The organism is Microvirga pakistanensis, from assembly GCF_004458765.1.
Taxonomy (GTDB): domain Bacteria; phylum Pseudomonadota; class Alphaproteobacteria; order Rhizobiales; family Beijerinckiaceae; genus Microvirga; species Microvirga pakistanensis.
In genome coordinates this window covers 435,395-450,368 of record NZ_SPJX01000187.1, presented here as the reverse complement: position 1 = coordinate 450,368, position 14,974 = coordinate 435,395, and the positions used below count along the sequence as shown (strand labels likewise).

12 protein-coding genes are annotated in these 14,974 nt (G+C 66.2%); 7 read left to right on the top strand and 5 right to left on the bottom strand.

Features of this window, described 5'->3' with window-relative positions:
• Window positions 1–5: 5 nt before the first annotated feature.
• Window positions 6–1,433 (bottom strand): coniferyl aldehyde dehydrogenase, encoded by a 1,428-nt coding sequence (locus tag E4K09_RS13865; protein WP_134497928.1) that lies wholly within the window; start codon window positions 1,431–1,433, stop codon window positions 6–8.
• Between the two features lie 168 nt (window positions 1,434–1,601).
• On the opposite strand from E4K09_RS13865, the gene E4K09_RS13860 reads away from it, so the two are divergent.
• The 6 genes from E4K09_RS13860 (at window position 1,602) to E4K09_RS13830 (ending at window position 9,122) form a co-directional block, all read left to right on the top strand.
• Window positions 1,602–3,215 carry an ABC transporter ATP-binding protein gene (locus tag E4K09_RS13860; RefSeq protein WP_134497926.1) on the top strand — a complete coding sequence of 538 codons (1,614 nt, stop codon included), beginning with the start codon at window positions 1,602–1,604 and terminating at the stop codon, window positions 3,213–3,215.
• A 22-nt stretch (window positions 3,216–3,237) separates the two neighbouring features.
• Window positions 3,238–4,710, top strand: a complete 1,473-nt coding sequence (locus E4K09_RS13855) for an aldehyde dehydrogenase family protein (protein ID WP_244610482.1) — start codon at window positions 3,238–3,240, stop codon at window positions 4,708–4,710.
• 34 nt (window positions 4,711–4,744) lie between these two features.
• Entirely contained in the window at window positions 4,745–5,494 is a 750-nt protein-coding gene (locus E4K09_RS13850) for a glucose 1-dehydrogenase (protein ID WP_134497924.1), read from the top strand.
• A 155-nt stretch (window positions 5,495–5,649) separates the two neighbouring features.
• Window positions 5,650–7,131, top strand: coding sequence for an ABC transporter substrate-binding protein (locus E4K09_RS13845; protein ID WP_134497922.1), 1,482 nt, complete (start codon window positions 5,650–5,652; stop codon window positions 7,129–7,131).
• A gap of 204 nt (window positions 7,132–7,335) precedes the next feature.
• A complete protein-coding gene (locus tag E4K09_RS13835; RefSeq protein WP_134497918.1) occupies window positions 7,336–8,283 on the top strand; it encodes an ABC transporter permease in 948 nt (315 codons plus the stop codon).
• A complete protein-coding gene (locus E4K09_RS13830; protein WP_134497916.1) occupies window positions 8,280–9,122 on the top strand; it encodes an ABC transporter permease in 843 nt (280 codons plus the stop codon). The genes E4K09_RS13835 and E4K09_RS13830 overlap by 4 nt, the downstream gene beginning before the upstream one ends.
• Before the next feature lie 77 nt (window positions 9,123–9,199).
• Here E4K09_RS13830 and E4K09_RS13825 read toward each other — a convergent pair whose 3' ends face one another.
• Window positions 9,200–10,198: an LLM class flavin-dependent oxidoreductase gene (locus E4K09_RS13825; RefSeq protein WP_134497914.1), complete on the bottom strand. Its 999-nt coding sequence runs from the start codon at window positions 10,196–10,198 to the stop codon at window positions 9,200–9,202.
• Between the two features lie 166 nt (window positions 10,199–10,364).
• Entirely contained in the window at window positions 10,365–11,453 is a 1,089-nt protein-coding gene (locus E4K09_RS13820) for a TRAP transporter substrate-binding protein (RefSeq protein ID WP_134497912.1), read from the bottom strand.
• 613 nt (window positions 11,454–12,066) lie between these two features.
• Between E4K09_RS13820 and E4K09_RS13815 the strand changes: the two genes are divergently transcribed.
• Window positions 12,067–12,786 (top strand): hypothetical protein, encoded by a 720-nt coding sequence (locus tag E4K09_RS13815; RefSeq protein ID WP_134497910.1) that lies wholly within the window; start codon window positions 12,067–12,069, stop codon window positions 12,784–12,786.
• 161 nt (window positions 12,787–12,947) lie between these two features.
• On the opposite strand, the gene groL is transcribed toward E4K09_RS13815, so the two are convergent.
• On the bottom strand, window positions 12,948–14,576 hold the full coding sequence (gene groL, locus E4K09_RS13810) for a chaperonin GroEL (protein WP_134497908.1): 1,629 nt from the start codon (window positions 14,574–14,576) through the stop codon (window positions 12,948–12,950).
• A 49-nt stretch (window positions 14,577–14,625) separates the two neighbouring features.
• The gene (gene groES, locus E4K09_RS13805) at window positions 14,626–14,940 is read right to left on the bottom strand and encodes a co-chaperone GroES (protein WP_134497906.1); all 315 of its coding nucleotides are present in this window, start codon (window positions 14,938–14,940) and stop codon (window positions 14,626–14,628) included.
• Window positions 14,941–14,974 lie beyond the last annotated feature (34 nt).

Genomic DNA, 14,974 nt, shown 5'->3' with positions numbered 1-14,974 from the left:
CCAATCTACCGCAGAAGGAAGGACAGCATGCGCTCCATGCGGCTGCCATAGGGCGGGCTCGTCATGCCGGCGCCGTTGATGCGGGCCTGGTGGAACACGGACCGGGCATGGCTGAAGGTCCTGAAGCCCGCCTCGCCGTGATAGGCTCCCATGCCGCTGTGCCCGACGCCGCCGAAAGGCAGTTCCTCCTGAACGCAATGGAGCAGGGTCTCGTTGATGGCGACGCCGCCGGAGGAGGTCTGCCCGAGAACCTGGTTTACGAATCCCCTGTCATGACTGAACACGTAGAGCGCAAGGGGATGGGGACGGTTCTTGACGAACCGGATCGCCTCCTCCACCCGGTCGTAGGAGACGACCGGGAGAACGGGACCGAAGATCTCCTCCTGCATCGCCGAGGCTTCCTCCGGCACCCCCGTCAGGAGGACCGGCGCGATCTTTCGCCCGGCCGGATCGAGGCTCTCGCCCGCCGGGTTGATCTCGTGAAGGGTGGCGCCCCTCGCGCTCGCATCATCGATGAGACGGCGCAGGCGCTCCGCATGGCGCTCGCTCGCGATGGCCGTGTAGTCGGGATTGGCGGCGAGATTCGGATAGAGCCGGGCCACCGCGTCCCGAAAAGCGGAGACGAAAGCCGCCTCGCGCCGCCGTGGAACGAGCACGTAATCGGGCGCGATGCAGGTCTGCCCCGCATTGAACAGCTTGCCGACGGCGATCCGCTCGGCGGCCCTCTCGAGCGGGTAGTCCGGCGCGATGATCGCCGGGGACTTGCCTCCAAGTTCCAGGGTCACCGGCACGAGGTTCTCGGCCGCGGCCTTCATCACCTCCCGGCCCACGGCCGTGGAGCCGGTGAAGAACAGGTGGTTGAAGGGAAGGCGCGCGAAGGCCTGCGCCACGTCCGGGCCGCCCTGGACCACCGCCGCCTCGCTTTCGTCGAAGACCTCTCCGATCACCTGCGCCAGCAGGGCCGACGTGCGGGGCGTGAGCTCGGAGGGCTTGATCAAGATCCGGTTGCCCGCCGCCAGCGCCCCGGCGAGGGGCGCCAGGGCAAGCTGCACCGGATAGTTCCAGGGGCTGATGATCCCGACTACCCCGAGGGGCTGATACTCGATGCGGGCGGAGGCCGGCCGAAACATCATCTGGATGGGCCGGCGCCGAGGCTTCATCCAGCGCCGGAAATGCTTCCGGGCATGGCGCAGGCCCGCGACGACGGGATAGAGGTCGGCGAGCTTCGTCTCGTGAACCGAGCGATGCCCGAAATCCTGGGCGACGGCGCACGCGAACTCATCCGCGCGGCGGACCAGCGCCGCGGCGAGCGCCTCCAGGGCCTCGCCGCGGCGTTCGACGGAAAGCGGTCCCCGCTCGGCCCAGGCGCGCGTCTGCCCGTCAAAGGCGTCCTGCAGCCGCCTGCCCGTGGGAAATGGAACGATATCATGCACGCGAGCACGAGCTCCGCCTCAGGTATCGCCAAGATATGGGCGTGGCGGGCCGCTTCTCAACGGGTGGGTTTTCAGGCGTCAAAGAGCCGGGACGGATTGACGAACGGGGCTCGGGGCGAAGATGCTTTCCATCGCCCGGGCCCTAACGTCCGCAGCAGGAGAATGTGAGTGAACGGCCCCTCCCCCGTGCTGACGATCGAGAACCTGTCCATCGGCCTGCCCGCCCGGTCCGACCGGCCCTTCGCGATCAAGGACCTGTCGTTGACGATCCGGTCGGGAGAGACGCTCTGCGTGGTCGGGGAATCCGGGTCCGGCAAGTCCATGACCGCCATGGCGGCCATCGGCCTGCTGCCCCCGGCCGTCCCGGTGCTGTCCGGCTCCATCAGGCTCGGCGACTTCGATCTCCTCTCCCTGGACGAGGACGGCTGGTGCGACGTGCGCGGCCGGGACATCGGAATGGTGTTCCAGGAGCCCATGACCTCTCTGAACCCGGTCATGCGCGTTTCGGAGCAGATTGCCGAGACCTTCCGGGCCCATCGCATGCTGAGCCCGGCCGATCGCGTGAGGCGCGCCGTCGAGCTGCTCGCCGAGGTGAACCTGCCCAACCCCGAGCTCATCGCGCGCGCCTATCCGCATGAGCTCTCCGGCGGCCAGCGGCAGCGGGTGATGATCGCCATGGCCCTGGCGCTGGAGCCGAAGCTCCTCATCGCCGACGAACCGACGACCGCGCTCGACGTCACCACCCAGGCGCAGGTGCTGAAGCTGATCGACAATCTCCGCCGGAAGAAGGGCACAGCGGTTCTCTTCATCACTCACGATTTCGGCGTCGTGGCCGAGATCGCCGACCGCGTCGCGGTGCTTCAGAACGGCGAACTCGTGGAACAGGGGCCGGTGGACGAGGTCCTGAACAACCCGCAGCATCCCTACACCCGGCGCCTTCTGGCGGCCGTGCCCTCGCTGTCTCCGCCGCCCGCGAAGGAACTCCGGAACGAGCCGATCGTCCTGACGGTCGACGGTCTCACCAAAACCTACGCGGGAGGCGGATTTTTCCGGAAGGGCCGCGAGGTTCAGGCGGCCGATGCGGTGAGCTTCGACATCCGCCGCGGAGAGACGCTCGGGCTCGTCGGCGAATCCGGCTCCGGCAAGTCCACGGTCGGGCGCTGCGTCCTGCGGCTGATCGAGCCCGACGGCGGCAGGATCGAGATCGGCAGCCTGCCGTTCAGCACCCTGTCGCAGCACGATCTGCGCCCGCACCGGCGCAGGATCCAGATGGTGTTTCAGGACCCCTTCGCGTCCCTCAACCCGCGGCGCCAGGTGGGCTACATCGTCGCCGAGGGACCGATCACCCAGGGCGTCGCGCAGGACCAGGCCCTCGCGCAAGCCCGGGGCCTCCTCGAAAAGGTGGGCCTCCCCGCTCAGGCCGCCGAGCGCTACCCGCACGAATTCTCAGGCGGCCAGCGCCAGCGCATCGGCATCGCGCGGGCGCTGGCGATGCGGCCCGACGTGCTGGTCGCGGACGAGGCGGTGTCCGCTCTCGACGTGTCCGTGCAGGCCGAGATCCTGAGGCTGCTCAAAGGCCTGCAGGCGGAGCTGGGCCTCTCGATCCTCTTCATCACCCACGACCTGCGCGTGGCCGCGCAGATCTGCGACCGGGTGGCCGTCATGCAAAAAGGTCGAATTGTCGAAATGGCGGAAACGGCGCATCTGTTTGCGAACCCGCGCGACGCCTACACGCGCCAGCTCCTGGCCGCCGTGCCGGGCAAAGCCAGATTGACTGCATGATGATCGACGGAGTCCAGGACCGGTGAACGACCAGATCAGCCCACATATCGCCCCCCACATGGTTTTCAGGCACCTCATCGGCGGCAAGGAGGTTCCCGCCTCCGACGGCCTGCTGCTGGACGTGGTCTCGCCGGTCGATGGCGCTCTCTTCGCCAAGATCGCCTCCGGTACCGCGCAGGACGTCGATGCGGCCGTGAAAGCCGCCCGCACCGCCTTCGAAGGCTCCTGGGGCAAGCTGACGGCCACCGAGCGCGGGCGTCTCCTCCTGAAGCTCGCGGCGATCGTCGAGGCGCATGCGGACGAGCTCGCGGCCCTGGAGAGCCGCGACAACGGCAAGCCCCTGCGCCAGTCCCGCGCCGATGCCGTCGCGCTCGCCCGCTATTTCGAGTTCTACGGCAGCGCCGCCGACAAGCTACACGGCGACGTCATCCCCTATCTCAACACGCATTTCATCGGCGTCGAACGGGTGCCACACGGCGTGACGGGACACATCGTGCCCTGGAACTATCCGATGCAGATCTTCGGCCGCTCCGTAGGCGCCGCGCTGGCCGCCGGCAACGCCACCGTCGTGAAGCCCGCGGAGGATGCTTCGCTGACGATCCTGCGGGTGTCGCAATTGGCGCGCGAGGCCGGCTTTCCCGACGGCGCGCTCAACGTCGTCACCGGCCTCGGCCGCACCGCGGGCGCAGCCCTGGCGGGGCATCCGGGCATCGACTTTCTCTCCTTCACGGGCAGCCCCGAGACGGGCACCGCCGTGCAGACGGCCGCCGCCCGGAACCATGTGGGCGTGACCCTCGAGCTCGGCGGCAAGTCGGCGCAGGTCGTTTTCGACGATGCCGATCTCGAGCGGGCCCTGCCCACCCTCGTCAACGCCATCATCCAGAACGGCGGACAGACCTGTTCCGCCGGCAGCCGGCTCCTGATCCAGCGCGGCATCTTCGACGATGTGGTCGGCGCCGTCGCCGAACGCTTCCGGGCGCTGCGCGCGGGCCATCCGGAGCGCGAGCCGGATCTCGGCCCCATGATCAACCAGGCGCAGCAGCGCCGCGTGCTTGGCTATCTGGAGCGCGCCCGCAACGAGGGCCTCGCGATCATGGGCGAAGGCGTGGTGGCCCTCGATGCACCGGCCGAGGGTTTCTACGCGCCGCCGGTCTTCTTCGCGCCGGTGCCGCACGAAAGCGCCCTCTCGCAGGAGGAAGTGTTCGGCCCCGTTCTGGTGGCGACGCCCTTCGCGGACGAGGCCGAGGCGATCCGGCTCGCCAACGGCACGCCCTATGGCCTCGCGGCGGGCGTCTGGACGCGCGACGCCATGCGCTCGACCCGCGTCGGCCGCGCCATGCGGGCGGGTCAGGTCTTCGTGAACTGCTATGGCGCGGGCGGGGGCATCGAGCTGCCGTTCGGCGGCTTCGGGCGCTCCGGCCATGGCCGCGAAAAAGGCTTCGAGGGCCTGATCGAGTTCACCACCACGAAGACGCTCGTCATCGCGCACGGGTAAGCCCGGCTTCGATTGTCACATCAGGGGAAGAACCATGAAACGCCTTGAGGGAAAGGTGGCGCTGATCACGGGCGCCGGTTCGGGCTTCGGCCTGGGGATCGCGGAAACCTTTGCGCGCGAAGGGGCCCGGGTGGCCATCGTCGACATCAACGAGGCGGCCGCCAGGGCTGCTGCGGAGGGGATCGGCGCCGCGGCCATCGGCCTTGCCGCCGACGTGTCGAAGGCCTCCGACGTGAACCGGGCGGTGGCCGCGACCCTCGCGGCCTTCGGCAAGCTCGACATCGTGGTCAACAATGCGGGCATCAGCCACCGCAACCGGCCCATGCTGGAGGTGGAGGAGGACGAGTTCGACCGGGTCTTCGCCGTCAACGTCAAGTCGATCTATCTCTTCGCGAAGGCGGCCGTGCCGCTGATGCAGAGCCAGGGCCGCGGCGTCATCATCAACGTGGGCTCGACGGCGGGCCTGCGCCCGCGTCCGGGCCTGACTTGGTACAACAGCACCAAGGGCGCGGTGCATACCATGACCAAGTCCATGGCGGTGGAACTCGCGCCTCAGAGGATCCGCGTCTGCGCCCTGGCGCCGGTCGCGGGCGAGACGCCGCTGCTCGCCACCTTCATGGGCGAGGATACGCCCGAGAAGCGCGCGCTGTTCGTGAACTCCATCCCGCTCGGGCGCTTCTCCACCCCGCAGGACATCGCCAACGCGGCCCTTTACCTTGCGTCCGACGAGGCCAGCATGATCACCGGCGTGGTGCTGGAGGTGGATGGCGGGCGCTGCATCTGATCAAATAGACTGGAAAAACGGTCAAGGAACATCTTCCATCCGGCGCAGCGCTGCGTAAGCTGAGGGTCACCGCGACCTCAAGCATCGGACCTGAAAGTGGGCACCACTTTCAGGTCCGATGCGCTAACTCCCCACACCGGATGGAGATCCGCCCCATGTCGAAGCGTTTCCTGGCCGCCGCCCTGCTGCTCTCCGCGAGCGCCGTGCCGGCCCTCGCGGCCAAGACCTCCCTCGTCGTCGGCATGCCCATCGAGCCGCCGGGCCTCGATCCGACGGTTGCGGCGCCGGTGGCCATTCGCGAGGTAACGCTCGCCAATCTCTACGAGGGCCTCGTGCGCATCGACAGGAACGGCAAGGTGCAGCCGCTCCTGGCGAAGAGCTGGGAGATTTCCCCCGACGGGCTCACCTACACCTTCCGCCTGCAGGAAGGCGTCAAGTTCCACGACGGGACCGCCTTCGATTCCGCCGATGTGAAGTTCGCCTTCGACCGCGCGCGCGATCCGAAATCCACCAATGCGCAAAAGCAGATCTTCGCGCCGATCGACAGCATCGAGACGCCCGATCCCAAGACCGTGGTGATCAAGCTGAAGGAGACCTCGGGTAATTTCCTGACCTATCTCGGCTGGGGCGATGCGGTGATCGTGGCGCCCGAGACGGCCGCCGGCAACGCAGCCAATCCGGTCGGCACCGGGCCGTTCAAGTTCAAGTCCTGGACCCGCGGCGACCGGGTGGAGCTCGTCAGGAACACGGATTACTGGCAGAAGGACAAGGTGAAGCTCGAGAGCGTCACCTTCCGCTTCATCAGCGACTCGCAGGCCCAGGTGGCCGCCGTGCGCGCGGGCGACGTGGACGCGTTCCCGAACCTGGCCGCGCCCGAGCTCTTCACCGAGTTCCAGAAGGATTCCCGCTTCAAGGCCGTCGCCGGCAATACGGAGGGCGAGACGGTTGCGGGCATGAACAATGCCAAGAAGCCGTTCGACGACGTGCGCGTGCGCCGTGCCCTCATGCACGCCATCGACCGCAGGGCGCTCGTCGAGGGCGCCTATTCCGGCTTCGGCACGCCCATCGGCAGCTTCTTCTCGCCGAACCATCCGGCCTATGTGGATACCACCGGCGTCATGCCCTACGATCCCGCGAAGGCCAAGGCGCTTCTGGCGGAAGCCGGCCATGGCAACGGCCTGTCGATCACGATCAAGACCCCGCAGATGGCCTATGCGAGCCGCTCGGCCGAACTGATTGCGGCCATGCTCGCGGAGGTGGGGGTGGATCTGAAGATCGTCCCCACGGAATTCCCGGCGAAGTGGATCGAGGAGGTCTTCAGGAACAAGGATTACGACATCACCATCGTGTCCCACACCGAGCCGCTCGACATCGATATCTTCGCCCGTGACAGCTACTACTTCAATTACAAGAACGACAGGTTCAAGGCGCTGATCGCCGAGGCCGCCCGGACCACTGACGAGAAGGCGCGCTTCGCCAAATACGCGGAGGCGCAGAAGATCCTGGCCGAGGACGTGCCGGCCCTCTTCCTCTTCCAGCTGCCGAAGCTCGGCGTTTGGAACGCGAAGCTCCGGGGTCTGTGGGAGAACTCGCCGATCCCGATCAACGACGTGACGGACGTGTCGTGGACGGAGTGAGACAGGCGTATGGCCTTGCGCCGCATCTGGTGACACCTCTCCCGGTCATCCCCGGACTTGTTCCGGGGATCCACGTCTTGAGCCCGGTCGAAAACGTGGATGGCCGGAACGAGACCGGCCATGACGCAATAGCCACACCCGGCTGCTCCACCCCAACCCCTCTCCCAACCCGCAAGGGGATGGGAACGCCGGGTCCATGAACTGATGCTGCGCCTCGTCATCTCCCGCCTCGCCTCCCTGGCCGTGACGCTCCTGTTCGTCTCGCTGGCGATCTTCCTCATTCTGGAGGTGCTGCCGGGCGATCCGGCGGCGATCATGCTGGGCACCTCCGCGCGCGAGGACACGCTCGCGGCGTTGAGGCAGGAGCTCGGGCTCGATCGGCCGGCGCTTGTCCGGTACGTCGACTGGATCGGCGGGCTCCTGCAGGGCGATCTCGGCACCTCCATCACGTACAAGATGCCGGTCTCGACCCTGGTCGCCGAGCGCATGAGCGTGACGTTGCCCTTGAGCTTTCTCGCCATCCTGATCTCGACGGCGCTGGCCCTGCCGCTGGGCGTGGCGGCCGCCGCGCGCCGGGACGGACCGGTGGATCGCGCCGTGCTGATCTTCAGCCAGATGGGCGTCGCGGTGCCGAATTTCTGGATTGGCCTTCTTTTCATCCTGTTCTTCTCGACCCGCCTCGGCTGGTTCCCGGCGGGAGGCTTTCCCGGCTGGGACGCGGGGATCGGGCCCGCCCTTCAGGCGCTGCTTCTGCCTGCGCTCGCGCTCGCCCTGCCCCAGGCCGCCGTGCTCACGCGCGTGACGCGGTCCGCGACGCTCGAGGTGATCGGCGCGGACTTCGTGCGCACGGCGCGCGCCAAGGGCGTGAACCGGCGCGCCACCCTGCGGCGGCACGTGGTGCCGAACGCGCTCATCCCCGTCACCACCATTCTGGGCCTCCAGCTCTCCTTCTTCTTCGGCGGTGCGATCCTGGTCGAGAACGTGTTCAACCTGCCCGGGCTTGGGCGCCTCGCCTATCAGGCGCTGAACCAGCGCGATCTCGTGGTGATCAAGGACGTGGTGCTGATCTTCTCCGGCTTCGTGATCGTGGTGAATTTTCTGGTCGATATCGGTTACACCATCCTCGACCCGCGCCTCAGGAGCCGGGCATGACGAACCGCTCGTCCCTCCGCCTGAACGCCGCCCTCGTGATCGGTGGCCTCCTGACGGCGCTGCTTCTGGGCACCGCGCTCCTGTCGCTGGTCTGGACGCCGGAGGTGCCCACCCGGGTTCGCGTCGCCATGCGCCTGAGGGCCCCGCTGGAGGCAGGCCTCCTCGGCACCGATCATTTCGGGCGCGACGTTGTTTCCCTGCTCATGGTCGGTGCCTGGAACTCGCTCGCCATCGCGTGGCCCGCGGTTCTTCTCGGAGCGGCCATCGGCACCGCCATCGGCTGCGCGGCGGCCGCCTGGAAAGGGATCGCGGATGAAATCGCCATGCGGGTCTCCGACGTGGTCTTCGCCTTCCCGGCCGTGCTGTCCGCCATCATGATCGGCGCGCTCATGGGCTCCGGCCCTCTCGCGGCGATCCTCGCGATCGCGGTGTTCAACGTGCCGGTCTTCGCGCGCGTCACACGGGGCGTGGCGCTCCAGGTCTGGACCCTCGACTACATCGCCGCCGCCCGCGCCATCGGCAAGCATCCCCTGCGGATCACCTGGGAAGACGTGATCCCCAACATCGCGGGCGCGCTGATCGTGCAGGTCACGATCCAGCTCGCGCTCGCCATCCTGACCGAGGCGGGCCTCAGCTATCTCGGCCTCGGCGTGCGCCCGCCCAACCCGAGCTGGGGCCGCATGCTGAGCGATGCGCAGACCTATCTCTCGCAGGCTCCGCACCTCGCGATCGCGCCGGGCATCGCCATCGCCCTGTCGGTGCTGGGTCTGAACCTGTTAGGGGATGGGTTGCGCGACGCGCTCGACCCGACGCTGAAGGACCGTGGCGCGGCGGCTTGAGAATGGAGGAGACGCTCAATTTCCCTCCTCGTCATGGCCGGGCTGTTCCGGCCATGACGAGGAACCTGCTGAAAAACCTATGCCGCCTTGCTCATGGTTTGCGCGACATCCGCCAGGATCTCGTAGGACCGCAGGCGCTTGCCGTGATCGTAGATCGCGGAGGCGACGATCAGCTCGTCCGCGCCCGTCTGCTCGAGAAATCCTTCGAGCCCCTCGCGTACGGTCTGGGCGGAGCCGACGAAGGAACAGGCCAGCATGCTTGAGGCCTGCGCCTTCTCGGCGGGCGTCCAATAGGTCTCGATGTCGTCGATGGGCGGCTGGAGCTTGCCGCGGGTGCCACGGAACATGTTGGTGAAGGCCTGCTGCGCCGACGTGAAGAGATATTTCGCCTCATCGTCGGTGTCGGCGGCGATCACGTTCACGCCCACCATCACATAGGGCTTGTCGAGCTGCGCGGAAGGCTGGAAGCGCTCACGATAAACCTGGAGCGCCTGAAACAGGGCGTTCGGGGCGAAATGCGACGCGAACGCATAGGGCAGCCCCAGCATGGCGGCGAGCTGCGCGCCGAAGAGGCTGGAGCCGAGAATCCAGATCGGCACGTTGCTGTCGGTGCCGGGAACGGCCTGGATCGTCTGGCCCGGCTGCAGCGGTCCGAGCAGCGCCTGCAGTTCCAGAACGTCCTGCGGGAAGGTATCGGCGCTCGTGGGATCACGGCGCAGGGCCCGCATCGTGCGCTGGTCGGTGCCGGGCGCCCGACCGACCCCGAGATCGATCCGGCCCGGGAACAGGGCGTCGAGCGTGCCGAACTGCTCGGCGATGATCATCGGCGCGTGGTTCGGCAGCATGATGCCGCCCGCCCCCACGCGGATCGTCTTGGTGCCCCCCGCCACATGCGCGATCGCGACGCTCGTCGCGGCGCTGGCGATGCCCACCATGTTGTGGTGCTCGGCGAGCCAGAACCGGTTGTAGCCCCATCGCTCCGCGTGCTGCGCCAGGTCGAGCGAATGACGCAAGGCGTCGCCTGCCGTGGAGCCCTCGGTGATATGGGCGAGGTCGAGGATGGAAAGCGGAGGCATGAGGCGATCTTTCTACACAATCGGAGCAACGGCGCGATGGCCCTGAGATCAGCACTCCGCCGGGGCGATGCAAGCCCTCAAGCTCCCCGCCCGGAGCGGGGCAGCCCTGCACGAAAAACCCGGCGCTCGTCACGCCGGGTTTCGAAGATGTCGATGATGTCTCGGCCTAGCCGCGGGTACGGGCGCGGATCATGTAGCTGTCGAAGGCGTATTCCGCCACTTGGAACCAGAGATATTCCTCGTTGCGGAAGGCGCGGAGCGAGTCGATCAGCTTCTTGAAGTCCGGGTTCTGGGCGGAGATCTCCGCATAGACCTCGTTCGTGGCCTTGAAGGCAGCGTCGAGGATTTCTGCCGAGAACGGACGCAGCTGGGCGCCGGCCCCGACGAGGCTGCGCAGCGCCGCCGGGTTCTTGGCGTCGTACTTCGCCAGCATGTCCTGGTTGGCCGCCATGCAGCCCGCCTGGAGGATCGCCTGGTAGTTCTTCGGCAGGGATTCCCACTTGGCCTTGTTGAACATGAAGTGCAGCGTCAGGCCGCCTTCCCAGAAGCCCGGATAGTAGTAGAACGGCGCGACCTTCTGGAATCCGAGCTTCTCGTCGTCGTAGGGGCCGATCCACTCGGCGGCGTCGATGGTGCCGCGCTCGAGCGAGGGATAGATGTCGCCGCCCGCCACCTGCTGCGGGATGACGCCGAGCTTCGCCATGACCTGACCGGCGATGCCGGCGATGCGCATCTTAAGGCCCTTGAGATCCTCGACGGTCTTGATCTCCTTGCGGAACCAGCCGCCCATCTGGGTGCCCGTGTTGCCGCCCGGAAGCGCATAGAGGTTGTGCTTGGCCATGAACTCGTTCACGAGGCCGATGCCGCCGCCATGATACTGCCAGGCATTGAGCTGGCGGGCGTTGAGCGTGAACGGCACGGCCGCGGCAGCCGCGAAGGTCGGATCCTTGCCGACATAGTAATAGGCGGCCGTGTGAGCCATTTCGACCGTGCCGGAGGAGACGGCATCGGCCGCCTGGAACGTGCCGACGATTTCACCGGCGGCGAAGGGCTGGATCTGGAACCGGCCCTCGGTCGCTTCGGACACGAACTTCGCCAGGAAGTCCGCGCCGCCATAGATCGTGTCGAGCGACTTCGGGAAGCCCGAGGTCAAACGCCAGCGGATCTCCGGGTTCGATTGAGCGATGGCGGGCTTTGCAACGGCGCCTGCGGCAAGGCCGGCGCCGGCCGTGGCGAGGAAATTGCGGCGTTTCATGGGTGCCTACTCCAGTTCGGGGGCATGTCGCGCTTTGAGGAAGGCTCGGTAACAAGGGATGGCTGAGCCCGAGTAAAGCTAGACGAAAGGCCAAGTTCGCAGAGCCTTCCCACCGGCAAACGGATTACCCCCATGGCTGTTCCGGGAGCCCTCTCCCACAAGCCATTGATATGATGGAAAAGTCGCTTGCCGCACCGCAATGGATCCCGCCGCGATGATGACGGTGCAGGTTGCCAACCATGATCTATACGCAGGGGCACCTTTCCGAACTTGCATGAGAAAGGCGGCAAACCCAAGCGAATCCGCGAGCCGAATGGCTCAAGCCCCCATCAGATCAGCCGCTTCATACGCCTTCTAAACTAACGATATAAAGTATAAGACTGAATGATGTTATAGACATATTATCTTAATCAGTAATAGCACCGAATCTTGTAGCATTCACTCACTTAAGTATCAGTCTTACAAAAGCATACCCCTAACGAGTCGTCGATGTAATACATGCAGAACACAGATTTGCCATAGTTACTCAATGAGCTTTACCCGAGCGAGGGGAAGGGCCAAGTGCTCTTATAAGCCGATGAACAAATGGGTTGTTCTACTGGGAGCCTCTATCGTGGCTCACGGGACGATGTCCACCGGTGCGGAGGCGCGGTTGGTCCGCTACGAGATCAACGGAAAACAGTATTCCTACAGCACGAATAACCGGGCTCAGACGGCCGAGGCCAAGCGGCGGATCGCAGCCGCGAAGGCTGCCGAGGCCGCAAAGGCAAAGGCGGCTGCGGAAAAGGCCAAGAACCCTCTCGCGGCGGCCTTCGGCTCAGCGACCCAGAAGGAAGCCACGGAGGCGGAGCAGCGGCTCAAGCAACTCCTCTCCGGACCGACCGAGTACATGGCGGTCTCCCAACCCACCCGCGACCGTGCCGGCAATGTCGACAAGAGGCCTCAGGACAGGTCATCCCGCCAGGCCTCCGTCGCCAAGCCTGCTCAACGACCCATGGTCGTCCGAGAGGTCGCCGAAGCGCGGCAGGGACCACCTCCGGTGACGTCCCTCGCGATTGCCGAGCCGCTCGACCCGCAGCGCCGGACGAAGGTGAAGTCCGTCTCCTTCGATATCGAAACCGGCATCAAGACGACCGTCATGGTCGACGGCGCCATCGAAGAGGAGCCGTTCGACAGCAGCGCCCTCGCCTTCCTGGCTCCCGGACCGGAAAGGACGAACAGCCTGACCGCCTTCGTGAACCGGTTGCGCAAGATCGTGCCCGAGGATGTGACCGGATCGATCATCACCAGCGTGGCCGAGCCGGAGGACGCCTCCCTCATTCGGCATCGGTGATGCCACGGGCGCGGCGCCGACCCCACCGGCCCGTCACGCTCTCTTCAGAGTCGTGAGACAGGCCCGGCTGCAATCGACCGCGCCAGCGCCGTCAGCCAAAAAGAAAACGGCGCCGCTTTCACGGCGCCGTCCTGTTTCGAGCTGTCCCTAACAGTGGACGCTTAGAAGTCCATGCCGCCGCCGGGCATCGCCGGGGCCGCAGCCTCTTTCTTCGGCTTCTCCGCGATCATCGCCTCAGTGGTGATGAGGAGGCCCGCCACGGAGGCGGCGTCCTCGAGGGCCACGCGCACGACCTTCGCCGGATCGATGATGCCGAACTTGTAGAGGTCGCCGTACTCGCCGGTCTGAGCGTTCCAGCCGGCGGAGTACTCCTTGGCTTCGGCCACCTTGCCGACGATCACGGAGCCGTCCTCGCCCGCATTGAGGGCGATCTGGCGAGCCGGAGCCTGAAGCGCGCGGCGCACGATCTCGACGCCGGTCTTCTGGTCGTCGTTGACGGGCTTCACGCCGTCGAGCGCCTTCAGGGCGCGCAGCAGGGCGACGCCGCCGCCGGGCAGGATGCCCTCCTCGACCGCCGCCTTGGTGGCGTGCATGGCGTCGTCGACGCGGTCCTTCTTCTCCTTCACCTCGACCTCGGTCGCGCCGCCGACGCGGATCACCGCGACGCCGCCCGCGAGCTTGGCGAGGCGCTCCTGGAGCTTCTCGCGGTCGTAGTCCGAGGTGGTCTCCTCGATCTGCGCCTTGATCTGGCCGACACGAGCTTCGATGTCCTTCTTGTCGCCGGCTCCATCCACGATGGTGGTGTTCTCCTTCTCGATCACCACCTTCTTGGCGCGGCCGAGCATCGGAAGCGAGACGTTCTCGAGCTTGATGCCGAGGTCTTCGGAGATGACTTGGCCCTTCGTCAGAACGGCGATGTCTTCCAGCATGGCCTTGCGGCGATCACCGAAGCCCGGCGCCTTGACGGCAGCGATCTTGAGACCGCCGCGCAGCTTGTTCACCACGAGGGTGGCGAGAGCCTCGCCTTCCACGTCCTCGGCGATGATCAGCAGCGGCTTGCCGGTCTGCACAACCGCCTCGAGCACGGGCAGCATCGCCTGGAGGCCGGAGAGCTTCTTCTCATGGATGAGGATGTAGGGGTCCTCCAGCTCCACGCGCATCTTCTCGGCGTTGGTGATGAAGTACGGCGAGAGGTAGCCGCGGTCGAACTGCATGCCTTCCACGACGTCGAGTTCGGTGGCGAGAGACTTCGCTTCCTCGACAGTGATCACGCCCTCGTTGCCGACCTTCTGCATGGCCTCGGCCAGCATGCGGCCGACTTCCGAGTCACCGTTGGCCGAGATGGTGCCGACCTGGGCGATCTCGTCGTTGGAGGTGACCTTCTTGGCGTTCTTCCTGAGGTCGGCCACCACGGCCTCGACGGCCATGTCGATGCCGCGCTTGAGGTCCATCGGGTTCATGCCGGCGGCCACCGCCTTGGCGCCTTCCTTCACGATCGCCTGGGCGAGAACGGTCGCGGTGGTGGTGCCGTCACCGGCGCGGTCGTTCTGCTTCGAGGCGACCTCGCGCACCATCTGCGCGCCCATGTTCTCGAACTTGTCGGAGAGCTCGATCTCCTTGGCGACGGTGACGCCATCCTTGGTGATGCGGGGAGCCCCGAAGGACTTTTCGATCACCACATTGCGGCCCTTCGGGCCCAAGGTGACCTTCACCGCATCGGCGAGGATGTCGACGCCGCGCAGCATCTTCTCGCGCGCGTCGGATGAGAATTTGACTTCCTTAGCAGCCATTGTTCGTCACTCCTTGGACGTAACGATATGTGACTCTGAATGCCTGGCCTTATGCGGCCTTCTTCTGGGCGACGGTCTCGTCCAGCACGCCCATGATGTCGCTCTCCTTCATGATAAGGAGATCCTCGCCATCGATCTTCACTTCCGTGCCGGACCACTTGCCGAACAGCACGCGGTCGCCGACCTTCACGTCGAGAGCGACGAGCTGTCCCGCCTCGTTGCGGGCACCGGGCCCGACGGCGATGACCTCGCCCTGCTGAGGCTTTTCCTTGGCGGTATCGGGGATGATGATGCCACCCGCCGTCTTCTCTTCCGCATCGATCCGCTTGACCACGATACGGTCATGCAAAGGACGGAACTTCATGAAGCTTCCTCCAATGGTTTCAGTGCGTTAACTG

Coding starts and splice junctions, on each gene's coding strand:
- E4K09_RS13850 (WP_134497924.1), top strand. CDS start 4,745: ATGAAACGCCTTGAGGGAAAGGTGGCGCTGATCACGGGCGCCGGTTCG.
- E4K09_RS13845 (WP_134497922.1), top strand. CDS start 5,650: ATGTCGAAGCGTTTCCTGGCCGCCGCCCTGCTGCTCTCCGCGAGCGCC.
- E4K09_RS13835 (WP_134497918.1), top strand. CDS start 7,336: ATGCTGCGCCTCGTCATCTCCCGCCTCGCCTCCCTGGCCGTGACGCTC.
- E4K09_RS13830 (WP_134497916.1), top strand. CDS start 8,280: ATGACGAACCGCTCGTCCCTCCGCCTGAACGCCGCCCTCGTGATCGGT.
- E4K09_RS13825 (WP_134497914.1), bottom strand. CDS start 10,198: ATGCCTCCGCTTTCCATCCTCGACCTCGCCCATATCACCGAGGGCTCC.
- E4K09_RS13820 (WP_134497912.1), bottom strand. CDS start 11,453: ATGAAACGCCGCAATTTCCTCGCCACGGCCGGCGCCGGCCTTGCCGCA.
- groL (WP_134497908.1), bottom strand. CDS start 14,576: ATGGCTGCTAAGGAAGTCAAATTCTCATCCGACGCGCGCGAGAAGATG.
- groES (WP_134497906.1), bottom strand. CDS start 14,940: ATGAAGTTCCGTCCTTTGCATGACCGTATCGTGGTCAAGCGGATCGAT.